21 protein-coding genes and 1 pseudogene are annotated in these 22,136 nt (G+C 65.3%); 17 read left to right on the top strand and 5 right to left on the bottom strand.

Translation table 11 applies throughout. From position 1 onward, the window contains the following. Window positions 1-67: 67 nt before the first annotated feature. From JQ507_19335 to JQ507_19325, 3 genes and pseudogenes are all read left to right on the top strand, one after another. Window positions 68-415, top strand: coding sequence for a hypothetical protein (locus JQ507_19335; GenBank protein ID QRI67155.1), 348 nt, complete (start codon window positions 68-70; stop codon window positions 413-415). 17 nt (window positions 416-432) lie between these two features. Beyond that, complete coding sequence (locus tag JQ507_19330) at window positions 433-975, top strand: GNAT family N-acetyltransferase (GenBank protein ID QRI67154.1); 543 nt, start codon at window positions 433-435, stop codon at window positions 973-975. 237 nt (window positions 976-1,212) lie between these two features. Next, a pseudogene (locus JQ507_19325) lies at window positions 1,213-2,169 on the top strand (IS30 family transposase). A 73-nt stretch (window positions 2,170-2,242) separates the two neighbouring features. Here JQ507_19325 and JQ507_19320 read toward each other — a convergent pair. Beyond that, window positions 2,243-2,593: a cupin domain-containing protein gene (locus JQ507_19320; GenBank protein ID QRI67153.1), complete on the bottom strand. Its 351-nt coding sequence runs from the start codon at window positions 2,591-2,593 to the stop codon at window positions 2,243-2,245. 295 nt (window positions 2,594-2,888) lie between these two features. Here JQ507_19320 and JQ507_19315 point away from each other — a divergent pair, with 295 nt between their 5' ends. Continuing rightward, the gene (locus JQ507_19315; protein QRI67152.1) at window positions 2,889-3,191 is read left to right on the top strand and encodes a twin-arginine translocation signal domain-containing protein; all 303 of its coding nucleotides are present in this window, start codon (window positions 2,889-2,891) and stop codon (window positions 3,189-3,191) included. Between the two features lie 91 nt (window positions 3,192-3,282). On the opposite strand, the gene JQ507_19310 is transcribed toward JQ507_19315, so the two are convergent. Continuing rightward, window positions 3,283-3,531, bottom strand: a complete 249-nt coding sequence (locus JQ507_19310; GenBank protein QRI67151.1) for a hypothetical protein — start codon at window positions 3,529-3,531, stop codon at window positions 3,283-3,285. Window positions 3,532-3,841: 310 nt separating this feature from the next. Then, a complete protein-coding gene (locus JQ507_19305) occupies window positions 3,842-4,537 on the bottom strand; it encodes a metalloregulator ArsR/SmtB family transcription factor (protein QRI67150.1) in 696 nt (231 codons plus the stop codon). A gap of 101 nt (window positions 4,538-4,638) precedes the next feature. Here JQ507_19305 and JQ507_19300 point away from each other — a divergent pair, with 101 nt between their 5' ends. Genes JQ507_19300 through JQ507_19290 form a run of 3 tightly spaced genes read left to right on the top strand, consistent with a single transcriptional unit; the run spans window position 4,639 to window position 6,205 of the window. After that, window positions 4,639-4,947 carry an NIPSNAP family protein gene (locus JQ507_19300; protein QRI67149.1) on the top strand — a complete coding sequence of 103 codons (309 nt, stop codon included), beginning with the start codon at window positions 4,639-4,641 and terminating at the stop codon, window positions 4,945-4,947. Between the two features lie 32 nt (window positions 4,948-4,979). Then, a complete protein-coding gene (locus JQ507_19295) occupies window positions 4,980-5,330 on the top strand; it encodes an antibiotic biosynthesis monooxygenase (protein ID QRI67148.1) in 351 nt (116 codons plus the stop codon). A 56-nt stretch (window positions 5,331-5,386) separates the two neighbouring features. Next, the gene (locus JQ507_19290) at window positions 5,387-6,205 is read left to right on the top strand and encodes an isocitrate lyase/phosphoenolpyruvate mutase family protein (protein ID QRI67147.1); all 819 of its coding nucleotides are present in this window, start codon (window positions 5,387-5,389) and stop codon (window positions 6,203-6,205) included. 65 nt (window positions 6,206-6,270) lie between these two features. On the opposite strand, the gene JQ507_19285 is transcribed toward JQ507_19290, so the two are convergent. Beyond that, on the bottom strand, window positions 6,271-6,702 hold the full coding sequence (locus JQ507_19285) for a hypothetical protein (GenBank protein ID QRI67146.1): 432 nt from the start codon (window positions 6,700-6,702) through the stop codon (window positions 6,271-6,273). 143 nt (window positions 6,703-6,845) lie between these two features. Between JQ507_19285 and JQ507_19280 the strand changes: the two genes are divergently transcribed. Further along, a complete protein-coding gene (locus tag JQ507_19280) occupies window positions 6,846-7,487 on the top strand; it encodes a trimeric intracellular cation channel family protein (protein QRI67145.1) in 642 nt (213 codons plus the stop codon). A 24-nt stretch (window positions 7,488-7,511) separates the two neighbouring features. On the opposite strand, the gene JQ507_19275 is transcribed toward JQ507_19280, so the two are convergent. Continuing rightward, window positions 7,512-8,738: a cytochrome c gene (locus JQ507_19275; GenBank protein QRI67144.1), complete on the bottom strand. Its 1,227-nt coding sequence runs from the start codon at window positions 8,736-8,738 to the stop codon at window positions 7,512-7,514. 243 nt (window positions 8,739-8,981) lie between these two features. On the opposite strand from JQ507_19275, the gene JQ507_19270 reads away from it, so the two are divergent. The 9 genes from JQ507_19270 to JQ507_19230 all read left to right on the top strand — a co-directional run bounded on the left by JQ507_19270 (window position 8,982) and on the right by JQ507_19230 (window position 22,121). Next, the gene (locus JQ507_19270; protein QRI67143.1) at window positions 8,982-12,476 is read left to right on the top strand and encodes an indolepyruvate ferredoxin oxidoreductase family protein; all 3,495 of its coding nucleotides are present in this window, start codon (window positions 8,982-8,984) and stop codon (window positions 12,474-12,476) included. Between the two features lie 263 nt (window positions 12,477-12,739). Beyond that, entirely contained in the window at window positions 12,740-13,897 is a 1,158-nt protein-coding gene (locus tag JQ507_19265) for a thiolase domain-containing protein (protein ID QRI67142.1), read from the top strand. Next, a complete protein-coding gene (locus tag JQ507_19260) occupies window positions 13,897-14,286 on the top strand; it encodes a Zn-ribbon domain-containing OB-fold protein (protein ID QRI67141.1) in 390 nt (129 codons plus the stop codon). The genes JQ507_19265 and JQ507_19260 overlap by 1 nt, the downstream gene beginning before the upstream one ends. Before the next feature lie 203 nt (window positions 14,287-14,489). After that, window positions 14,490-15,350, top strand: coding sequence for a MaoC family dehydratase N-terminal domain-containing protein (locus JQ507_19255; protein ID QRI67140.1), 861 nt, complete (start codon window positions 14,490-14,492; stop codon window positions 15,348-15,350). A 78-nt stretch (window positions 15,351-15,428) separates the two neighbouring features. Beyond that, a complete protein-coding gene (locus JQ507_19250; GenBank protein ID QRI67139.1) occupies window positions 15,429-16,307 on the top strand; it encodes an SDR family oxidoreductase in 879 nt (292 codons plus the stop codon). Between the two features lie 135 nt (window positions 16,308-16,442). Further along, window positions 16,443-17,399: a dihydrodipicolinate synthase family protein gene (locus JQ507_19245; GenBank protein QRI67138.1), complete on the top strand. Its 957-nt coding sequence runs from the start codon at window positions 16,443-16,445 to the stop codon at window positions 17,397-17,399. Window positions 17,400-17,402: 3 nt separating this feature from the next. After that, a complete protein-coding gene (locus JQ507_19240; protein ID QRI67137.1) occupies window positions 17,403-18,200 on the top strand; it encodes an NUDIX hydrolase in 798 nt (265 codons plus the stop codon). Between the two features lie 165 nt (window positions 18,201-18,365). Continuing rightward, window positions 18,366-19,274 carry an EamA family transporter gene (locus tag JQ507_19235; GenBank protein ID QRI67136.1) on the top strand — a complete coding sequence of 303 codons (909 nt, stop codon included), beginning with the start codon at window positions 18,366-18,368 and terminating at the stop codon, window positions 19,272-19,274. A gap of 165 nt (window positions 19,275-19,439) precedes the next feature. Continuing rightward, the gene (locus JQ507_19230; protein ID QRI67135.1) at window positions 19,440-22,121 is read left to right on the top strand and encodes a PAS domain S-box protein; all 2,682 of its coding nucleotides are present in this window, start codon (window positions 19,440-19,442) and stop codon (window positions 22,119-22,121) included. The last annotated feature ends 15 nt before the right edge of the window (window positions 22,122-22,136 follow it).

Here is a 22,136-nt window from a genome sequence, read left to right as displayed (position 1 = left end):
ACTTCGTTCCGCGCGATCCGCGGTGGGTTGCGTGCTTCCACCTGACCCGCCTACAGGTTCGAATTCGATGGCCGACGACGCGCCGACCGACCAGATTTCCGAGATCGAGGCGCAGATCGAGGATCTGGCCGAGAGCGCCGAACGGTCCCGGCGGATCATTCTTGGGTCGAAGGTGGCAATCGCGGGCGGGTTCGCATTGCTGCTTGCCGCACTGCTTGGCTTGTTCGGTTCGGGTGAGACCGCGGCGCTCGGGTCGATTGCGCTGGTGCTCGGCGGCATCGTGTCGCTCGGATCGAACGTCAGCACCTTGCGGCAGACCGAGGCCGCCATCAGCACCGCCGAGGCGCGCCGGGCGCGGCTGATCGGCAATATCGACCTGCGGCTGGTTCACGATGCGCCGCTGAAGCTGATGTGACCGGAACAGGCGAGGGCATGCGCATGATCAAAACGCCGCGCCTTCGACTTCACAGATGGGACGACCGCCATCGCGAGGCGTTCGCGGCGATGCATGCCGATCCCGAGGTCATGGCCGACTATGGCGGACCGATCGGTCGTGCGGATAGCGACGAGAAATTCGAGCGATACGTTGCCGCGCAGCGTGACCACGGCATCTCGCGATGGGCGGTCGAGACCATCGATGGTGCATTCCTCGGCTATGCTGGCGTGATGCCGCGATCGTCGCGGGAGCACCCGCTTGGCGCGCATGTCGAGATCGGCTGGCGTTTTGCGCGCAACGCCTGGGGGCATGGCTATGCGACCGAGAGCGCCAGGGCGGCGTTATTGCATGCCATCGATGACGTCGGCCTGCGCGGGATCGTGTCCTACACCAGCGCAGACAACGCGCGCTCGCAGGCCGTCATGGCGCGGCTCGATCTCGTCCGCGATCCCGCGCGTGATTTCACGACACTGTCGGCGCGCGGCGCGCCTTGGCGCGGGCTGGTCTGGGTCGTGCCGACGGGATGGCCGCGCGGCTGATCGCGCGATCTACGTCGCGAGGATGCGGTCGCCCATTCTCATCGCTGCTTGCGATGTGAAGCGGAATCGACCGCCGCGTCGTCCCGGGCAAGCGAAGCGCGACCCGAGACCCATAACCACGAGTGCAAGTTGGCTTGCAACGCTGTGGCCACAGCTTGCGTCGACAACTCGACCCTGCGGTTATGGGTCCCCTGAGTTCACAAACGAAGTGCAACACTTCCAACTGGAGGTGTTGCCATGGGGCGGACTTACAAGCAGCTCTCCCTGGAGGAGCGATGCGAGATTGCCAGGCTTTCGGCCGGTGGCAGCTCGATCCGGCAAATCGCGGCAGCTTTGGATCGCCCGCCATCAACGATCTCTCGGGAGCTGAACCGTAATTCTGGCGTTCAGGTCGGCTACAAGCCCAGCTATGCCCAGCAACAGATGCGAGCGCGGCGCTGGACGGGCTCTCGCCTCGAACGGGAGGCCGGCCTGCGCCGTGCGGTGTTGGAACGTCTTGGCCGGGGCTGGTCGCCCGAGCAGGTCGCCGGCCGGCTGGCTCGCGAGCACGGCCGCAAGGTGATCTCCTATGAGAGCATCTACCGCTTCATTTATGCCCAGCTCACCCGCACCTCGGACTTCAGCTGGCGGCGCTACCTGCCGCGCGGCAAGAGCAAGCGCGGTCGCCGCGGCAAGCGGGGCGGCAGTCCCGCAAGCTTCATCGAAGGCCGTGTTTCGCTGGATCTGCGCCCCGTCGAGGTCGCCGATCGCAAGACCCCGGGCCATTGGGAGGCCGACCTCATGATGTTCTCCAAATACGGTCAGCAGATCCTGGCCGTGCATGAGCGCACCTCCCGCCTGTTGCTCGGCGTCCCCCTCGCAAGCAAGCTCGCCTCCGGCGTCGCTCACCATCTCGTACGCCTGTTCGAGGTCCTGCCACAGCCGATCCGCCAGACCGTCACCTTCGACAACGGCACCGAGTTCGCATCTCACCTTGCCTTGCAAAGCCTCTTGATCAAGACGTACTTCTGCGATCCCCACGCCCCCTGGCAAAAAGGGGGCATCGAGAACGCCATCGGCCGCATGCGCCGCTTCATCCCGCGCAACACCGACCTCGAAAAGCTGCCAACCCGCCGCCTGCGCAAGTCCATCGCCGCCTACAACAACACCCCGCGCAAATGCCTTGACTTCAGGACCCCGGCAGAGGTCTTTGCTGCTCAAGTGTTGCACTTCGAGTGTGAATCCACCTCCCGGCTTTCGCCGGGACGACGGCGGAGTGTCGCGCGACTTAATTCGAAGCCAGCGGCACGTAGTCGTACTCCCCGACGCCTTGCAGGATCAGGAAGGTCAGCGAATTCGTGCCGGCATTGGTGACGAGGTGCGGCCGGGTGGGGCGGACGGCGTAGACTTCGCCGACCTTCAAATTCACTTCCTCCTTCGGCTCCTGCAGGAACAGCCGCATCTGGCCCTCCAGCACATAGAACGTGTCGGAGATGTTGCTGTGGGTGTGCCACGGCACTTTCTGGGTCGGCGAGAGCTGCAGTTCCATGATGCGGAAGCCGGGGCGGGCGGCATGCAGGGCGCGGCGTTCGACTTCGTAGAGGTGACTGGCATCCTTGAGCGGTTGTCCTGACTTCACGGCGGCCTCCCGGCGATGTTGTTGGGGCGCGATGCTAGCCCCGTTGTTTCGCCTCAGACATCATCGGAATTGGCATGGTGCCCAAGAGCAGTGTGCGTAGCGCGGGTTGCGCGGATGCTGACCCGCCCTTGCTCCGTGTGACGCCGTGATGGTTGTGTGACATCACACGCCGCGAATGTGAGCCGTTGCACCGAGTTCCGCGAAACGTGAACACGCGGTTCAGCGAGTGTTCAGGTCGGGGCGAAAAAACTTGCCGGGCGCGGTTGATCCAACTCAGCAACAAAGGGAAATGCTCATGGAACGCAGGGATTTTCTGAAGATCGCCTTCGGTGTCGCCGCCGGCGCCGCCACGTTCGCAGTGACCGCCCAGGCGGCGCCGCTCGCGCCGCTTCTCCTGAACCAGGATGCACGCGCGCCGGCGGGCAGCGATGCGCATCCGGCCGTCACCACGGGTGACGAGGTCGACGGCCTGAAGCCGGAGCAGGTGCGCTGGCATCACGGCCACCGGCACTGGCATCACCGACGCTGGCACCACCACCGTCATTGGGGCTGGCGCCGCCGCCATTGGCGCCGTCATCATCACTGGCGCCGCTGGTGATCGAACCGTCTGCCATCAGCGCCTGCCGCGCTCATCACAAAAGAAAAACCCCGCGCAAGGCGGGGTTTTGTTTGCGCGAGGCGTGCCGCGATCAGATCGGGCGGCAGCGGCCGTAACGCCAGGCGAAGCCGTAGGGGCAGGCGCGGACGCGCGGCACCACCACGACGGGACGCTCGACCACGACCGGGCCGGGCGCGACCACGACGGGGCCGCGATTCCTGACACAGCCGCCATAGGGGCCGCGATGCCAGCCGGGGCCACAGCCACCAGCAGCATCAGCGGCGCTGATGCCGGCGAATGCGGTCGTCACCAAAACTGCTGCTGCAAAAAGATACTTCATGTCGTCTCCTTTTATCTGGGCCGCACTGCGGCACCGCAACAAACTTTAGACTACCGATTCGCCCGGCCGGATCATTGCAGAAGCCATGCCCGATGTCCCCGACCATAATGTTGCGGACTGAATGCGATATGAATGTTGTGGCTCACGGCTGCGTCAGTGCGCCGCAAGCGAGCTCAGCATCAATTCGAAACATTTCGAAAAGCGCGAGAGCAGCGCGCGTCGCGATGCGGATGCAAATGTATCGGAGCGCCACACAAGCGTGACCGACCGGCGCGCATGAAATCGCCGATGCGGATCTGGAAGCGCGATGTTACTCGCCCGCGCCGAACAGGGCTACGAAACGCTTCTCGCCGTTGCGCGAGAAATTGACCACGCGGCTGCCCGGTGTCGCGTCGCGCGCGGCCCATTTCAGTTCGGTGAAGCGGTCCATCATCGCAGCGCCGAGCGTGCCGGCGAGATGGTGCCGCCGCTCGCTCCAGTCGAGGCAGGCCTTGCACACCGGACGGCGCGGATGGGTCAGCGCGTCGGCGTCGATCTGCAGCTCCTCGGCCATGAAGCGCTTGCCTTCGCCGGTCAGCTCGATCGCCTGCTTGCTCTGGCGAACCAGCTTCTGCCGCTTCATGCTGTCGAGCATCTGCACGCCGAGATCGCCGGCGAGATGGTCGTAGCAGATGCGGGCGCGGCGCAGCGCCGGATCCTTCGGCCCGGTGCGCACGCGCATATGGCCGGCGCGGGCGGCGATGCCCTGCAGGCCTTCCAGCACATCGGCGACGTCGGGGTCGCTCAGACGATAATAGCGGTGGCGGCCCTGCTTCTCGGGTTCGATCAGCCCGCCGGCCTCGAGCTTGGCGAGATGCGAGCTCGCGGTTTGCGGCGTGATGCCGGCCTCCTGCGCCAGCTCGCTCGCGGTCAGCGCGCGGCCGGTCATCAGCGCGGTCAGCATGTTGCAGCGTGCGGGATCGCCGACCAAAGCGGCGATCCGGGAGATGTCGGGTCCTGCTTTCATAGTTCGATGATAGCCGAAGCATCGAGGTTGGGCAAGGCGGTAGTCTTCACCGTGCCGTCATTGCGCGGGCCGCGGTGACGGAAAAATTCAGGAGGCCATCAATGACCATCACCGTCTTCATCCGCTACCAGCTCGATCCGTTCAAGCGCGCGATGTTCGAGGAGTATGCGCGGAACTGGCTCTCGATCATCCCGCGCTGCGGCGGCGATCTGCTCGGCTACTGGATGCCGCACGAGGGCACCAACAACATCGCCTCGGCGCTGATCTCGTTCGAGAGCCTTGCCGCCTACGAGGCCTATCGCGCGCGGCTGCGGCAGGACAGCGAGGGCATGGCCAACTTCAACTTCGCGGAACAAAACCGCTTCATCCTCGCGGAGGAGCGGACATTTTTGCGCAAGGTCGAGCTATAGTCGCCGCACAACAACAATGAGCGGAGGCGCCCATGATCGCCGTGATCTTCGAAGTCTGGCCGAAGCCGGAGCAGCGGCAACTCTATTTCGACCTTACCGCCGAACTGAAGCCGATCCTGCAGGAGATCGACGGCTTCATCTCGGTCGAGCGCTTCGAGAGCATCACCGAGAAGGGCAAGTTCGTGTCGCTGTCATTCTTCCGCGACGAGGCCGCGGTAGCAGCCTGGCGCAACACCGTCGAGCACCGCCGCACCCAGGCCAAGGGCCGCGCGCGGATTTTCGACAATTATCGCCTGCGCGTTGCGAATGTGACGCGGGACTACGGACTGAACGAGCGCGAGCAGGCGCCGAAAGATAGTCGCGCGGTACATGAGCCGCACTAGCGCCTCCGAGCGCGCGCGCCTATGTGTGCGCGGCCAATGACTTCAGGGAGCGACCAATGCCACTGACAACTGCTGACAAACGCGCAGCCTTCAAGAAGCTGCACGAGAGCGGATGCTTCATCATCCCGAACCCGTTTGATGCCGGCAGCGCCCGCGCGCTGCAACATCTCGGCTTCAAGGCGTTGGCCTCGACCAGCGCGGGCTTCGCCTGGACCATCGCCAAGGCCGACAACCGCGTCACCGTCGATGACGTCTGCGATCACCTGACCGCGATCTGTGCGGCGGTCGATATTCCCGTCAACGCGGATTTCGAGGGCGGCTTCGCCGTCGAGCCGGAGCAGGTTGCGATCAATGTCGCGCGCGGCGTCAAGACCGGCGTCGCCGGGCTCTCGATCGAGGACTCCACCGGCGATGCGGCCAACGTGCTCTTCGAGCACAAGCTCGCGGTCGAACGCATCAGGGCTGCGCGCAAGGCAATCGACGCCGACAACAGCGGCGCGCTGCTGACCGGCCGTTGCGAGGCGTTCCTGTGGGGCAAGAAGGACCTCAATCTGGTGATCGAGCGGCTGCAGGCCTATTCGGAAGCCGGGGCGGATGTCCTGTACGCGCCCGGCATCTCAACCAGAGAGGAGATTTCCGCGGTCGTGAAGGCGGTGGCGCCGAAGCCGGTCAACCTCCTGATCGGCGGCGCGTCCGAGCTGACGCTGCAAGCGGTCGGCGATCTCGGCGTGCGGCGGATCAGCGTCGGCGGCGCGTTGGCGCGGATGGCCTGGAGCGGCGTCATGAAGGCGGCGAAGGAAATGGCGGAGAAGGGCACCTTCACGGAGTTCGCCAACGGCTATCCCGGCGGCGAGCTCAACAAGATGTTCAAGTAGATCTAGCGTACAAAAAAGCAGCGGGCCGTTTGGGCCCGCTGCTCGCGCCTGGTCAATGTCGTCGGTTATTGCTTCGAAGTCCCGGCCGGCGGGGCGGCGGGCTTGTTCATGTCAGACTTGTTCATGTCCGGCGGCGGGCTGGCCGGCTGCGCCGGCGCCGCGCCCGTGGTCACGCCCGGCTGGCTGTTCGGCTTCGGCGTCACGTCGCGCATGCCCGGGGGCGCCCCGGCCGGATTGGCGGGCTGTTGCTGCGCGGTCTGCGTTGACGGCGTCGTGCCCGCCTCGTGGACTGACGTATTGTTCAACCCGTAGAACAGCGCGCCGAGCACTACGGCCACCGCAACTGCGAACATCGCGACCTTGGTGCCGCTGGCCGGTCCCTCCTGCAGTTCCGGATCGGGCTGCAACTCGTTGTCCAGGCTGTTGAAGCGCGCCTGACGGCGGATTTCGTCATCGGTCAGGTTGGCGTGATACGGATCGTCAGGGTTGTAGGCCATTGCAAAGTTCCTCCGTTAGCACCCCAAAGCTAAACGCAGGGGACAATGGCTGGTGCGTCGGGATGTTCCGCGCCAATGTTGCAACCTGTTCATGCAGGAACCGCTGATTCCTGGTTCCGAACCTGTTCCATGAGGCCTTTTCAATGTGGACCATGCCGCCCACCGATTCGGTGCTGCACGTGCTCTCGTTCATCGCGGTTGCGGCGCAATCGATGACGGCGGCGCTGGCGGCCGGCCGACGCAGCATGGATTGGGCGGGCGTCTGCATGCTGGGCGCGATCACGGCGCTCGGCGGCGGCACCATCCGCGACGTGCTGCTCGGGCATTATCCGCTGCTCTGGGTCGCGAACCCGATCTACCTTGCGGTCGCGGCGGCCGGCGCCTTCGCCACCATCCTGCTGGCGCGACTGGTGGTCAGGCTAAATCTCGCCTTCCTGGTGCTCGATGCGATCGGGCTCGTGGTGTTCACCATGGCCGGCTGCGACGTAGCCTGGCAGGTCGACGCCTCGCTGCCGATCGTGATCGTCTCCGGCATGATCACCGGCTGCGCCGGCGGCGTGTTGCGCGACATCCTCTGCAACGAGGTGCCGCTGCTGTTCCGCAGCGAGCTCTACGCCAGCGTCTCGGTGGTGACGGGGCTGTTCTATGCCACCGCGTTCGGGCTGAACCTCAATCCTCCGGTCTGGACCCTGCTGACCTTCGTGCTCGGCCTGAGCTTCCGGATGCTCGCGATCCGCTACAAATGGGAGATGCCGAAATTCGTGTTCTCTGGCGAGGAGCGGTGAGGCGCTACCTTGCCGCCCGTGCCTTCACTTCGCTGCGCGCGCTTTGGCGACCTCGTCGACCGTCACGGCCGGCGCCGCATTGCCCCAGGAATTGCGGATATAGGTCGCGACATCGGCGACCTCCTGGTCGGTCAGTTTCGGGTAGGCCGGCATCGAACCGGCGTTGGGCGCGCGCGGCGTGGTCAGGGTCTGCGCGCCATCGAGGATGATGCGCAGCGTGCTCGCCGGATTGGCCGATTGCAGATTGGCATTGCCGGGCAGCGGCGGATAGATCCGTGGGCTACCGGAGCCGTCGAGTTCATGGCAGGCGACGCAGGCGCCGCGATAGATCCGCTCGCCGTTGCTCATTTGCGCCGGCGCGGGTGTGCTAACCTGCGGCTCCGGCGCGCCGGCGGGCAGGCTCTTCAGATAGACCGCAATGGCGCGCACGTCGGCGTCGCTCATCTTCGAGGTCGAATTGACCACCACCTCCGACATCAGGGGGCCGGCATGGCTGTGCCGGTTGCGGCCGCTCTGCAGGTATTCGACGATGTCAGCGGCGCTCCATGATTTCAGCCCGCTGCGTTCGGCGCCGTCGAGCCTCGGCGCGAACATGCCCTGCACCATGCTGCCCGCGTAGGCGTGATCGCGCTTGTCGGCACCGAAGGCATTCTTCGGCGTGTGGCAGGCGCCGCAATGGCCGAGCGCCTCGACCAGATAGCGGCCGCGATTCCAGTCCGCGCCCTTGCTCTGGTCCGGCTGGATGATACCAGGCGTGAAGAACAGCGCGTTCCAGGCGCGCATCAGCACGCGATAGTTCAGCGGCCAGCGCAGCTGCGGCGGCGGCGGTCTGTTGCTGACCGGCGGAAGCGTCGCGAGATAGGCACGGATCGCCAGGATGTCGTCGCGGATCAATTTCGTGAAAGAGGGGTAAGGGAAGGCCGGATAATAGTGCGCCCCGCTTGGCGAGATCCCCATCCGCAGCGCGCGGAGGAAATCGTCCTCGCTCCAGCCGCCGATCCCGGTATCGTGGTCGGGTGTGAGGTTTGGCGAAAACACCGCACCGAACGGCGTGTCGATCCGCTTGCCGCCGGCGAACGGCTTTGCCGGATCGGCGGTGTGGCAGCTTGCGCAGTCGCTGGCGATCGTGAGCGCCTTGCCGCGGGCAATGATGTCATCGGTTGGCGCAGCGGCGCATTCGCGGGCCGCGAACGCACTGCACAACAGCGCTGTGACCAGAATCGCACCGGCCGTTCGATGTCGTCGCCGCATCCATTCACCTTCCGCATCTTCCGGTCCACAAGACGCGTTACGCCATTTCGCCGCGGGCCTGTCCTGCGACAGAAACCGAAACGGCGCTGCGATATTCCCGGCACGATATTGCGATTTTCGGGCGACGGGGTTGGTCGCCCAGAATTGTGCTGCGCGGGCCGGAAAATCCGACATAGACTGGTTCTAACAAGCTCGGATGACTAGCTAAAAAGCAGCCGTCGCGACCAGCGCAAAGAGGGCTAAATGGGAATCAACCAAGGGCCTATCAGCCTCGACCAGAAATACACCCAAGGCACCGGCCACGTCTTCATGACCGGCATTCAGGCGCTGGTCCGCCTGCCGATGGCGCAGATCAGGCGCGACCGCGCCGCAGGCCTCAACACGGCGGGCTTCATCTCCGGCTATCGCGGTTCCCCCCTCGGCGGCTATGACCAGCAGTTGTTCGCCGCCCGCAAGCATCTCGAGCAGTACAACATCAAATTCCAGCCCGGCGTGAACGAGGACTTGGCTGCTACCGCGATCTGGGGTTCGCAGCAGCTCGGGCTGTCGGCCGGTGCCAAATATGATGGCGCGGTCGGCATCTGGTACGGCAAGGGCCCCGGCGTCGACCGCTGCGGCGATGTATTCCGCCACGGCAACGCGGCAGGCTCCGCCAAGCATGGCGGCGTGCTCTGTCTCGCCGGCGACGATCACGGCGCAAAATCCTCCACCGTCCCGCATCAGTCCGACCACGCCTTCATCTCAGCGCTGATGCCCTACCTCTACCCCTCCAGCATCCATGAAATGATCGAGATGGGCCTCCTGGGGATCGCGATGTCGCGCTACTCGGGCTGCTGGGTCGGCATGAAGGTGATCACCGAGACGGTCGAGACCACGGCCGAGATCGACCTCACCGACGAGATGACGCCGTTCATCATCCCGACCGATTTCGAGCTGCCGCCGGGTGGGCTCAACATCCGCTGGCCCGACGACCGTTTCGAGCAGGACCGCCGGTTGCAGGACTACAAGGGCTTTGCCGCGATCGCCTTTGCCCGCGCCAACAAGGTCAACCGCATCACGATGGATTCGCCGAACGCGCGCTACGGCATCATGGCCTCCGGCAAGAGCTATGAGGACATCCGCCAGGCGTTGCGCGAGCTCGGCATCACGCCCGAGATCGCGGCCAAGATCGGCCTCCGCCTTTACAAGATCGGCATGCCCTGGCCGCTGGAGCCGGAAGGCGTGCGCAACTTCGCCGTCGGCCTCGAGGAGATCTTCATCGTCGAGGAGCGCCGCGAGATCGTCGAGAACCAGGTCAAGCAGGAGCTGTTTAACTGGCGCGACGACGTGCGCCCGCGCATCGTCGGCAAAATGGACGATCACGACAAACGCTTCCTGACCTTCGCCGCCGAGCTCAGCGTCGCCTCGCTGGCGAGCTCGCTCACCGAACGGCTGCTTCGACTTAATCTCAATCCTGAAATCGCCGAGATGCTCCGCGCCAAGGCGGACTGGTTCAACGGCCGCCAGTCGAGCCATATGCAGGCGACGGCACCGGTCAGCCGCACGCCATATTTCTGCTCGGGCTGCCCGCACAACACCTCGACCAAGGTGCCGGAAGGCAGCCGCGCGCTCGGCGGCATCGGCTGCCACTTCATGGCGCTGTGGATGAACCGCTCGACCGAGACCTTCACCCATATGGGCGGCGAGGGCGTGCCGTGGGTCGGCATCGCGCCCTTCACCAACGAGAACCACATCTTCGCCAATCTCGGCGACGGCACCTATTTCCATTCCGGCATTCTCGCGATCCGCCAGTCGATCGCCTCCAAGGCCAACATCACCTACAAGATCCTCTACAACGATGCCGTCGCGATGACCGGCGGGCAGCGCCACGATGGCGATTTGTCGCCGCAGCAGATCACCTTCCAGCTCCACGCCGAAGGCATCCGCGAAATCTATCTGGTCTCGGAAAATCCCGACGCCTATCCGGCCGATACGATCGCGCCCGGCGTCAAGCTGTTCCATCGCGACGAGCTCGAGAATGTCCAGAAGATGTGCCGCGACACCAAGGGCACCTCGGCGATCGTGTTCGTGCAGACCTGCGCCGCCGAAAAGCGCCGCCGCCGCAAGCGCGGCCTGATGGAGGACCCGGCGCGCCGCGTGCTGATCAATCCTGCCGTCTGCGAAGGCTGCGGCGACTGCTCGGTACAGTCGAACTGCATCTCGGTCGAGCCGCTGGAGACCGAACTGGGGCGCAAGCGCACCATCAACCAGTCGACCTGCAACAAGGACTATTCCTGTGTGAAGGGTTTCTGCCCGTCCTTCGTCACGGTCGACGGCGGCACCCTCAAGCGCCGCGCGCCCACTGAACTCGGCGATATCGGCGCCTTGCCGGAGCCGGCCTCGAAGCCCGCGCTCGACCGGCCCTACAACATTGCGGTCGGCGGTGTCGGCGGCACCGGCGTGCTGACGATCGGCGCGCTGCTCGGCATGGCCGCGCATATCGAGGGCAAGGCCTCGATGATCCTCGACATGTCCGGCCTCGCGCAGAAGGGCGGCGCGGTGCTGAGCCATGTCCGGCTCTCCGAGCACACCGCCGACGTGACCTGCTCGCGCATCGTGACCGGCACCGCCGATCTGGTGCTCGCGGCCGACGAGGTCGTCGCGGTGTCGAAGGACACCATCACGCTGTGCGAGGCGAGCCGTACCGTCGGCATCATCAACAGCCACATCATCCCGACCGCGGACTTCATCCTCAACCGTGACTTCAACTTCCAGACCCGCAAGGTCACCGGCGTGCTGGAGACCGAGTTGCGCAAGGACTCCGCGTTCTTCGACTTCACCAAGCCGGCCGAAGCGCTGCTCGGCGACTCCATCGCCACCAACATCATGATGATGGGCTTTGCCTATCAGCGCGGCTTGCTGCCGCTGTCTGCGGAATCGATCCAGCAGGCGATCGAGGTCAACGGCGTCTCGATCAAGATGAACACGCAGGCGTTCCAGCTCGGGCGGCTCGCTGCCGCCGATCCGGCGCGGCTCGCTGCGATGATGAAGGGGCAGGATGACGACGCAGCACCCGTCAAGTCGCTGGATGCGATGTCGCTCGACGAGATCATCACCCATCGCATGAGCCTTCTGACTGACTATCAGAACGGACGGTTGGCCAAGCGCTATCGCAAGCTGGTCGACCAGGTGCGCGATGCCGCCGTCAAGGGCGGCTACGGCGAGGCGCTGCCGCGCGCGGTTGCGATCAACTACGCCAAGCTGCTCGCCTACAAGGACGAGTACGAGGTGGCGCGGCTGTTCACCGATGGCCGCTTCGAGAAGCAGCTGCGCGATCAGTTCGAGGGCGAGTTCAAGTTCAACTTCAATCTCGCGCCGCCGATCCTCGGCGGCGGGCTCGACGCCCAGGGCCGACCGAAGAAGCGCGCCTTCGGGTCGTGGATGATGTCGGCCTTCAAGGTGATGGCCCGCTTCCGCTTCTTGCGCGGAACGCCGCTCGACATCTTCGGCTACAGCGCCGACCGCAAGCTCGAACGTGATCTGATCGGGGGATACGAGAAGGATGTCGCCACCGTGCTGAACCTGCTGTCGCCGCTCAATCACGACATCGCGGTCGAGTTGCTGTCGCTGCCGGAGCGCATCCGCGGCTACGGTCCGGTGAAGGACAAGGCGGTCAAGGAGGCAAAGGTTCGCTACGCGCAACTCGCCGCCGACCTCGCCAACCCGCCGCCCGCGCCGCGGCAGATGGCGGCGGAGTAGTGTTGCCGCATATCGGATGTCGTCCCGGCGAAGGCCGGGACCCATAAACACTGAAGTTTGTTGTTGCCTACTGCTGGGGCCATAGCGCGTTCTAACCACTACATCCCTGTGGGTCCCGGCTTTCGCCGGGACGACGACTGTTCTTGGGGCGCGCATATCGCGCGTCAATTGCAGTCTCGCCTGACGGAATATTTCCGCGCTTGCCAAGGTCGCGTCGTCGGTTCAGAAAAACGCTGGAGCGAAAAACGCCAGCGGAGAGCGATTTGACCATCAAGGGCAAGGCCTACATTGCCGGGATCTACGAGCATCCCACCCGGCATGCACCCGATAAATCAACAGCACAGCTTCACGCCGAGGTCGCCAAGGGCGCGATCGAGGATGCCGGGCTCACCAAGGACGACATCGACGGCTATTTCTGCGCCGGCGATGCGCCGGGCGGACTTTGGCCGATGGTCGACTATCTCGGCCTCAACACCAGGAAGCTGCGCCACGTCGATTCCACCGAGACCGGTGGCTGTTCCTATCTGATCCATCTCGGCCACGCCGCCGAGGCGATCGCCGCGGGCAAGTGCTCGGTCGCGCTGGTCACGCTGGCGGGCAAGCCGCGCACCGGTCCGATGCCGCCGCGCGCCTCCGGCGCCGAGGCCGATTTCGAATTGGCTTACGGGGCTACCACGCACAATGCCTATGGCATGTGTGCCATGCGCCATATGCACGACTACGGCACCACCTCCGAGCAGCTCGCCTGGATCAAGGTCGCGGCCTCGCATCACGCGCAATACAATCCGCATGCGATGCTGAAGGAGGTCGTCACCGTCGAAGACGTGTTGAACTCGCCGATGATCTCGGATCCGCTGCACCGGATGGATTGCTGCGTGGTCACCGACGGTGGCGGCGCGATGATCGTCACCACACCGGAGATCGCCAAGAGCCTGAAGAAGCCGCTGGTGCGGCTGATCGGTCATGGCGAGGCGGCGAAGGGGCCGCGCGGCGGCAAGGATCTCGACCTGACCTATTCGGCCGGCGTGTGGTCCGGTCCGCGCGCCTTCGAAGAGGCGGGCGTGACGCCGAAGGACATTAAATACGCTTCGATCTACGACAGCTTCACCATCACGGTGCTGATGCAGCTCGAAGACCTCGGCTTCTGCAAGAAGGGCGAGGGCGGCAAGTTCGTCGCCGACGGCAACCTGATCTCGGGTGTCGGCAAGCTGCCGTTCAACACCGACGGCGGCGGGCTGTGCAGCAACCATCCCGTCAACCGCGGCGGCATGACCAAGATCCTCGAGGCCGTCCGCCAGCTGCGCGGCGAGGCGCATCCGAAGGTGCAGGTGAAGAACTGCGACCTCGCGATCGCCCATGGCACCGGCGGCCTGCTCGGCGTTCGCCACGCCGCCTCAACCTGTATCCTGGAGCGTGCGTGATGTCTGAAGCCAAGAAGTACAATGCCCCGGTGACCAATCCGGAGACCGCGCCGTTCTGGGAAGCGGCGAAGGCGGGCAAGTTCATGATCAAGCGCTGCACCACCTGCGGCGAAGCGCATTACTTCCCGCGCGCGATCTGCCCGTTCTGCTTCTCCGACAAGACGGTGTGGGAAGAGTCGAGCGGCGAGGCCACGGTCTACACCTACAGCCTGATGCGGAAGTCGCCGACCGGTCCCTATGCGATCGCCTATGTGACGCTGAAGGAAGGCCCGTCGCTGCAGACCAACATCGTCGATTGCGATCTGGAGACGGTGAAGATCGGCCAGAAGGTCAAGGTGGTCTGGAAGCCGACCGACGGCGCTCCGCTGCCGTTCTTCACGCCGGCCTAGAAAGTACCTTCCCCCCTTGCGGGGGAAGCTGGCAGCGCAGCTGCCGGAAGAGGGGTGTCTCTCCACGGATCGAATCTCTCTGTGGAGGCGACCCCTCTCCCAAGAGAGTTTGTTGCGCCAACGGTGTAGCCCTCTCCCGCACGGGGAGAGGGCGCATCAACCCGCAGCGCAGTTGAAAAAATGGATTCGGGGAGAAAACAACAATGCCAATCGTGTACGAACAGCTGATGGCCCTGAAGAATCTCGGCCAGAAATACAGCTACGGCGACCGCGACGTGATGCTCTATGCCTATGGCATCGGCCTCGGCGCCGATCCGATGGACGAGAAGGAGCTCGCCTTCGTCAATGAGGGCGTGCTGACGCCGCGTCCGCTCAAGGTGGTGCCGACATTCGCGTCGGTCGCAGCATGGGGCGCCGGTCCCGGTGAGATGAACCTCAACCGCGTGATGGTGGTCGACGGTGAGCGCGACATCACCTTCCACAAGCCGTTCGCGACCGCGGCCCACATCACGGCCGACTCGACCGTGCTCGACGTGTTCGACAAGGGCAAGGACAAGGGCGCGGTGATCCGCCACCAGACCGTGCTTAGGGATGAGAAGGGCGACAAACTCGCAACGCTGGTCGCCTCGCGCTTCGCCCGCGGCGATGGCGGCTTCGGCGGACCATCGGACGGCCAGCCCGAGCCGCACAAGGTGCCGGAGCGTGCGCCGGACAAGGTGGTCGACATCACCACGCGGCCCGACCAGGCGCTGATCTACCGGCTCTGCGGCGACCGCAATCCGCTGCACTCCGATCCGGAATTCGCCAAGAAGGCCGGCTTCCCGCGGCCGATCCTGCACGGCATGTGCACCTACGGCATCACCTGCCGCGGCGTGCTGCAGACCTATGCGGACTATGATCCGTCGGCCTTCAAGCAGCACGCGGCCCGGTTCTCCTCGCCGGTGTTTCCCGGTGAGACCGTGACCATGGAGCTGTGGAAGGACGGCAACGTGGTGTCGTTCGAGGCCAAGGTGAAATCGCGCGGCGTCACCGTGATCAAGAGCGGCAAGACGGTGCTGGCGTAGCCGCGACGGCCGGCGTCTCCCTCGCCCCGCTCTTCGCGGGGAGAGGTGAAGAAGAAAGAACACAACGGAGAAACAACCATGGGATTACTCGACGGCAAGGTGGCGCTGATCACAGGTGCGGGCGGCGGACTGGGTGAGGCCTACGCAAAACTGTTCGCGCGCGAGGGCGCGGCCGTCGTGGTCAACGATCTCGGCGGCCCGCGTGACGGCTCGGGCTCCGACAAGTCGATGGCCGACAAGGTGGTCGACGCGATCAAGGCCGAGGGCGGCCGCGCCGTCGCCAACGGTGCCGACATCTCGACGATGGCCGGCGGCCAGTCGGTGTTCGACGATGCCATCAAGCATTTCGGCCGCGCAGACATCCTGGTCAACAACGCCGGCATCCTGCTCGACGAGACCTTCCACAAGGCCAAGGAAGCCAACTGGGACAGGGTGATGAAGGTGCATCTGAAGGGCACCTTCTGCTGCACCCAGCCGGTATTCAAATGGATGCGCGACAATGGCGGCGGCGTCATCGTCAACACCTCCTCGACCTCGGGCCTGATCGGCAATTTCGGCCAGACCAATTACGGCGCGGCCAAGGGCGGCATCTGGGGCCTCTCAAACGTGCTGGCGATCGAGGGCCGCAAGTACAACATCCGGATCTGGACGCTGGCGCCGGGCGCGCTGACCCGCATGACCGCGGACCTGCCCCGCTACAAGGAGAACCCTGGCGCGGCGCTCGGTCCGGACGGCATCGCGCCGGCCGTGCTCTACATGGTCAGCGATCTGTCGGGCGACCAAACCGGCAAGGTGCTCGGCGTCTCCGGCCCGCGCGGCGTCCGCGAGATGCGGATGATGGAAATGGAGGGCTGGAAGCCGCCCTTTACCGGCTGGAAGGCCGAAGATATCGCCACCCACGCCAAGGAGATCTTCTTCTCCGAGGAGCAGATCAAGATGGGCGCGCGACGGTTCTGACCCTCGTCATTCCGGGGCACGCGAAGCGTGAGCCCGGAATCCATAACCACGATCGTGAGTATGGATTCCGGGCCTGCGCCAAGTGGCGCATCCCGGAATGACCCTGTATAGAGGGGGGAAACAGACGAGGCACCCATGACCAAGCTCACCGCCCAGGCCGCAGGAACCTTTGCGATCGCGCCGACCCCGTTCCACGACGACGGCCGCATCGACGAGGCATCGATCGACCGGCTGACCGATTTCTACACCGAGGTCGGCTGCGACGGCGTCACGGTGCTGGGCATTCTGGGCGAGGCGCCGAAGCTCGATGCCGCCGAGGCGGAGCAGGTCGCGCTGCGCTTCGTCAAGCGCGCCAAGAAGCTGCAGGTGATCGTCGGCGTCTCGGCGCCGGGCTTCGCCACGATGCGCTCGCTGGCCAGGAAGTCGATGGATGCGGGCGCCGCTGGCGTCATGATCGCGCCGCCGCCGCATCTGCGCACCGACGACCAGATCATTGGCTATTTCAAGCAGGCGCAGGAAGCGGTCGGCGACGACATTCCCTGGGTGCTGCAGGACTATCCGCTGACCTTGACCGTCCAATTCACGCCCGCCGTGATCCGCAAGATCGTGATGGACTCGCCATCCTGCGTGATGCTCAAGCACGAGGACTGGCCGGGCCTGGAGAAGATCTCGACGCTGCGCAACTTCCAGAAGGACGGCTCGCTGCGGCCGCTGTCGATCCTGGTCGGCAATGGCGGCCTGTTCCTCGATTTCGAGATGGAGCGCGGCGCCGACGGCGCGATGACGGGCTACGCTTTCCCCGAACTGTTGATCGACGTCGTCAATCTGTCGAAGGCGGGCAAGCGTGACGCGGCGCACGACCTGTTCGACGCGCATCTGCCGCTGATCCGCTACGAGCAGCAGCCGGGCGTCGGTCTCACCGTGCGCAAATACGTGCTGCAGAAGCGCGGCATCATCTCGTCCAGCGCCCAGCGCAAGCCGGGTGCGGTGATCACGCCGCAGGCGAGGGCCGAGGTCGACTATCTGCTCTCCCGCGTGGCACGCGTCGACCGCCGCGCCAATCTGCAACCGCAATCCAGTGCTGCAGGCTAAGTGATGATCGAGATCGTTGCCCCGCGCCTTGCCTCGACCGTGTTGCTGCTCCGTGACGGCAGCAGCAGCGACATAGAAGTCTTCATGATGGTCCGCCATCACCAGATCGAGTTCAACTCGGGCGCACTGGTGTTCCCCGGCGGCAGCGTCGACAAGAACGACAAGGAGATCGCCGCCAACCCCGCGCTCTATTCGGGCGGGGACGGGCTCGACGGCGACGCGCTGGGTTTCCGGATCGCTGCGATCCGCGAGACGTTTGAAGAGAGCGGCATCCTGCTGGCGCGGCCGCGGGGGTCGAAGGATCTGGTCGATGCCAGGCGTGCGAACGAGATCGCGACCGCGCATCGTACGGCGCTGAACGAAGGCAAGATCAGCTTCCTCAAGGTGCTCACCGACAACGGCATGGTGCTCGCGCTCGATGAACTCGTGCCCTACGCGCATTGGATCACGCCGGAGGGCATGCCGAAGCGTTTCGACACCTGGTTCTTCCTGGCCGCGGCGCCGCCCGAACAGCTCGGTGCGCATGACGGCAAGGAATCGACCGATTCGATCTGGGTATCGACGCGCGAGGCGCTCGAGGGTGGCGAGAGCGGCCGCTTCAAGCTGCCGTTCCCGACCACCCGCAATCTGATCCGGCTCGGCAAGCAGCCGAATGTCGACGCTGCGCTTGATGACGCCAAGAAAATGTCGATCGTGACCGTGACCCCCGTCATGACCAAGACCGCCACCGGCCGCCAGCTCCGCATCCCCAAGGAAGCGGGCTACGACGGCGAGGTGTTCGACGTCGGCGCGATGGGGTAGGCGCCCGCTCGAGAGATCGCGGACGGCCAGACCCATTCGATGTCGTCTCGGCGAAAGCCGGGACGACAATCGAGAAACGCGTCTCCACATTTCGGCCTGTATCGAAGTATCAATACCTCCGGCGCTGTAGATTCCGTCTCACCACCAAGACGGAATCCTCAGGCGATGACCACCACTCCACGCCAGCCCAACATGGCCTTCGAGCTCGCCTTGCTGCTGGCGCTCGCCACGCTCTGGGGCGGCTCCTACACCTTCATCAAGCTCGGCGTGGCCACCATCCCGCCGATCACACTGATCGCGGCGCGCACCGCGATCGCAGGCCTGCTGCTCGTCGTCATCATGCGGATGCGCGGCGTAACCATGTCGACGGACGGTCCGACCTGGCGCCGCTTCATCTTCCAGGCCTGCCTCAACAGCGTGATCCCGTGGACGCTGATTGCCTGGGGCGAACGCTTCGTCGATGCCGGGCTCGCCACCATTCTCAATTCGGCTTCGCCCATCTTCACCTTCCTGTTCACCGTCGCGATCACCCGCCATGAGGCCGCGAGCCCGCGCAAGCTGTTCGGGGTGATATCAGGGATGGCCGGCATCTGCCTGATCGTCGGCGTCGATGCCTTCCGCGATCTCGGGCAGGGCATCGTGGCCGAGGTCGCGATCGTCGCCGCCACCATCTGCTACGCCTGCGCGGCGATCTTCAGCCGCGGCTTCAAGGGGCTCGATCCGATGGCGCCGGCGGCGGGCTCGCTGATCGCGGGTGCTGCGATCCTTCTCCCGCTCAGCCTCGCCGTCGAACGGCCCTGGACGCTGGCGCCGTCGACCAGTTCGCTGCTCGCCCTGCTGGCGCTTGCGGTGTTCTCGACGGCGATCGCCTTCGTGATCTACTTCCGCCTGATCCAGACCCTCGGCTCGGTCGGCACCACCGCGCAGGCCTATCTGCGAGTGCCGATCGGGGTTGCGCTCAGCGTTGCATTTTTGGGGGAGCGGCTCGGCCCGACGGCGTGGATCGGGCTCGCCTGCGTGGTGATCGGCGTCGCCGCGATGACCATTCCACCGCGAAGGACCGGCACGGCCTGAGGCCGTCGCCGCACCTGACGCGACGGTGGGGCCGGAATCGGCCGCGGGTGGTTAACAGGGTGACACCGGTCACACCGCCGGCCGGCCCGGGCCCCCTCAGCATGTTTCCCCAAAGCCCGTAACTTCCCGTATATTGGGGCGCATTGGATCCCCGGCCTTGATGACATGACCGCTGAATCGCCGCCGAATTCGCAAGCGCCGCGTGCGTTCTCCCTCTCGATTGGCCAGCTCACGTTCGGCAGCTTCCTGCTGGTCCTGGCTGTGATCATCATCACGTCCACGGCCAGCGTGATCGCGATTCGGCACATCGATACGACCTTTGCCGAGCTGCAACGGCTGCAAAGCGTCGGCGACATCGCCGAGGACATCGACCGGCGCACCAACGAGCTGCGGCTGGCGGCGCGGGATTTCGTCACCGAGCCCGGCACCCAGTCGGCCCAGGTCGCGCAGGCGGCCCAGTCGCTGAGCGAGATTCTGAAGAAAACCCGGATCGAACTGGCGCCCGAGCAGCAGGACATGATCGACGGCGTCACCCAGCGGCTGGCGACCTATCGCAGCGGGATCGAGCGAATCTCGGCCCTGCTCAGCCGCCGCGCCGAGATCGTCGCCGGACTGCCGCCGCTGCGCGACGCGTTCGACAAGGCGGTCGTCGAGAGCAACGACGCCACGCTTGCGAACACGCTGTCGCAGATTCAGAGCCGCATCGCCACCGCATTGCTGGCGCACAACACGTCGGCCGCCGAGCAGGCTGCGCAAAGCATGCGGGCGATGACCATCGCCGATCCCGCCCTGCGCAGTGCCGTCGACAACTATGCCGAGGCGATCAGCGCGATCTCGGTGCGCGAGGGCCAGATCGCCGACATCGACCGCGAAGTGCTCGGCGCCGAAGGCGTGTTGATTCAGAAGGTCACCGAGCTGTTGCGGGAGCTCAGCTCGCGCCGCGGCCATGTGCTGTCGCGCGATTTTGCGCGGACATTGGCTGAAGCGAAATGGCAGAGCATCGTGCTCGGCACCGCGGGCGTGCTGATCGGCCTGTTCGCGTCGGTGCTGGTGGTGCGCCGCACCGTCCGCCCGCTGGCCCGGATCGCCGGCTCGATCCGCAAGGTCGCGGGCGGCGAGAAGAGCGCGTTCATTCCCGGCGCCGACCTCGACAACGAGATCGGCGACATCGCGCGCGCCGCCGAGGTGTTCCGCCAGACCCTGGTCGACGCCGACAGCGCGCGCGAGGCCGCTCTGCGCGCGCTCGCCGAGCAGCGGCTCGCCGAGGAGAGCTATCACAAGCTGTTCGAGGCATCCGTCGACGGGATCTACGTCACGACGCCGGGCGGCACGCTGCTCAACGCCAACCCGGCGCTGGCGCGGATGATGGGTTATGCCACGCCGCAGGACCTGATCAACGGCATCGGCGACATCGCCTCCACGGTCTATGTCGATCCGGCGGCGCGGGAGCAGTACCAGAAATTGATGGCGCGCGACGGCACGGTGCGTGACTACGAATATCAGGTGCGCTCGCGTGACGGCACGGTGCTTTGGCTGTCCGATTCCGCGACCGTCGTGCGCAACGACGAGGGCGAGGTGGTCCGCTACGAGGGCACGGTGCGTGACATCACCGACCAGAAGCGCGCCGAAGATGCCATCGCCGAGGGCCGCCGGCTGCTGCAGATGGTGATCGACACGGTGCCCGCCGTCATCAACGTCAAGGAGCGCAATCTTCGCTACGTGCTGATGAACCGCTACATGGCGGGGATATTCGGCATCGAGCCGCAGGATGCGATCGGCCAGACCACCGCCGAGCTGATGCAGCGCTACGGCGCCGCCAAGACCGACGAGAACGACAAGCGCGTGTTGTCGGCGCGGCGCGAGCTCGGCTTCTATGAGGAAGAGTACAAGGACGCCGCAGGCAACATGCGGCAATGGCTGGTCAACAAGCTGCCGATCCTCGATGCGCAGGGCGAGATCGAGAACATCGTCACGGTGGCGCTCGACATCGGCGAGCGCAAGCGGTCCGAGCAGGAGATGCGCAAGGCGAGGGATTCCGCCGAGGCGGCGCTGCGCAACCTGCGGGAAACCCAGAACTCGCTGATCGAGGCCGAGAAACTCGCCGCGCTCGGCCGCCTGGTGGCCGGGGTCGCACATGAGGTCAACAATCCCGTCGGCATCAGCCTGACGGTGGCATCCGCACTGGAGCGCAAGACCGCGAACTTCGAGGCCCAGGTCGAGCGCGGCGACCTGCGCCGCTCCAGCCTCAACGATTTCCTGAACACGGCGCGGGATGCGTCGTCGCAGCTCGTCGCCAATCTGAACCGCGCCGCGGAGCTGATCCAGTCGTTCAAGCAGGTCGCCGCCGACCGCAACTATTCCGACCAGCGCACCTTCGATCTCGGCGATCTCACCGAGCAGGTGGTGATGAGCCTGCGGCCCGGCCTGCGCAAGCACAATCTGACGCTCAACGTCGATTGCGAGCCCAACCTGATCATGAATTCCTATCCCGGACCGTATGGCCAGGTGCTGACCAATCTGTTCCTCAATGCGGTCGCGCACGCGTTCCCGGACGGCAAGCCCGGCGAGGTCGAGATCCAGGTTCGTGCCGCAGGCGGCGACAATGTCGAGGTGATCTTCGCAGACAATGGCTGCGGCATGAGCCTCGACGTCCGCCGCCGCGCGTTCGATCCGTTCTTCACGACGCGGCGCGACCAGGGTGGCACCGGGCTCGGGCTGCACATCGTCTACAGCATCGTCACCACCCGGCTCGGCGGCCGGCTCTCGCTCGAATCCGCGCCGGGCAACGGCACGCGCATCCAGATGATCCTGCCGCGCGTCGCCCCGCTGGAGCAGGCCGCGGAGTAGGCAGGCGCCGTCGCC

This window comes from Bradyrhizobium sp. PSBB068, assembly GCA_016839165.1.
Classification (GTDB): domain Bacteria; phylum Pseudomonadota; class Alphaproteobacteria; order Rhizobiales; family Xanthobacteraceae; genus Bradyrhizobium.
This window is presented reverse-complemented; position numbering and strand designations above follow the sequence as displayed.

Excerpts from the sequence above, each read along its gene's own strand:
- JQ507_19335 (QRI67155.1), top strand. The coding sequence starts at position 68 with ATGGCCGACGACGCGCCGACCGACCAGATTTCCGAGATCGAGGCGCAG.
- JQ507_19330 (QRI67154.1), top strand. The coding sequence starts at position 433 with ATGCGCATGATCAAAACGCCGCGCCTTCGACTTCACAGATGGGACGAC.
- JQ507_19315 (QRI67152.1), top strand. The coding sequence starts at position 2,889 with ATGGAACGCAGGGATTTTCTGAAGATCGCCTTCGGTGTCGCCGCCGGC.
- JQ507_19310 (QRI67151.1), bottom strand. The coding sequence starts at position 3,531 with ATGAAGTATCTTTTTGCAGCAGCAGTTTTGGTGACGACCGCATTCGCC.
- JQ507_19305 (QRI67150.1), bottom strand. The coding sequence starts at position 4,537 with ATGAAAGCAGGACCCGACATCTCCCGGATCGCCGCTTTGGTCGGCGAT.
- JQ507_19300 (QRI67149.1), top strand. The coding sequence starts at position 4,639 with ATGACCATCACCGTCTTCATCCGCTACCAGCTCGATCCGTTCAAGCGC.
- JQ507_19295 (QRI67148.1), top strand. The coding sequence starts at position 4,980 with ATGATCGCCGTGATCTTCGAAGTCTGGCCGAAGCCGGAGCAGCGGCAA.
- JQ507_19290 (QRI67147.1), top strand. The coding sequence starts at position 5,387 with ATGCCACTGACAACTGCTGACAAACGCGCAGCCTTCAAGAAGCTGCAC.
- JQ507_19285 (QRI67146.1), bottom strand. The coding sequence starts at position 6,702 with ATGGCCTACAACCCTGACGATCCGTATCACGCCAACCTGACCGATGAC.
- JQ507_19280 (QRI67145.1), top strand. The coding sequence starts at position 6,846 with ATGTGGACCATGCCGCCCACCGATTCGGTGCTGCACGTGCTCTCGTTC.
- JQ507_19275 (QRI67144.1), bottom strand. The coding sequence starts at position 8,738 with ATGCGGCGACGACATCGAACGGCCGGTGCGATTCTGGTCACAGCGCTG.
- JQ507_19270 (QRI67143.1), top strand. The coding sequence starts at position 8,982 with ATGGGAATCAACCAAGGGCCTATCAGCCTCGACCAGAAATACACCCAA.
- JQ507_19260 (QRI67141.1), top strand. The coding sequence starts at position 13,897 with ATGTCTGAAGCCAAGAAGTACAATGCCCCGGTGACCAATCCGGAGACC.
- JQ507_19255 (QRI67140.1), top strand. The coding sequence starts at position 14,490 with ATGCCAATCGTGTACGAACAGCTGATGGCCCTGAAGAATCTCGGCCAG.
- JQ507_19250 (QRI67139.1), top strand. The coding sequence starts at position 15,429 with ATGGGATTACTCGACGGCAAGGTGGCGCTGATCACAGGTGCGGGCGGC.
- JQ507_19245 (QRI67138.1), top strand. The coding sequence starts at position 16,443 with ATGACCAAGCTCACCGCCCAGGCCGCAGGAACCTTTGCGATCGCGCCG.
- JQ507_19240 (QRI67137.1), top strand. The coding sequence starts at position 17,403 with ATGATCGAGATCGTTGCCCCGCGCCTTGCCTCGACCGTGTTGCTGCTC.
- JQ507_19235 (QRI67136.1), top strand. The coding sequence starts at position 18,366 with ATGACCACCACTCCACGCCAGCCCAACATGGCCTTCGAGCTCGCCTTG.
- JQ507_19230 (QRI67135.1), top strand. The coding sequence starts at position 19,440 with ATGACCGCTGAATCGCCGCCGAATTCGCAAGCGCCGCGTGCGTTCTCC.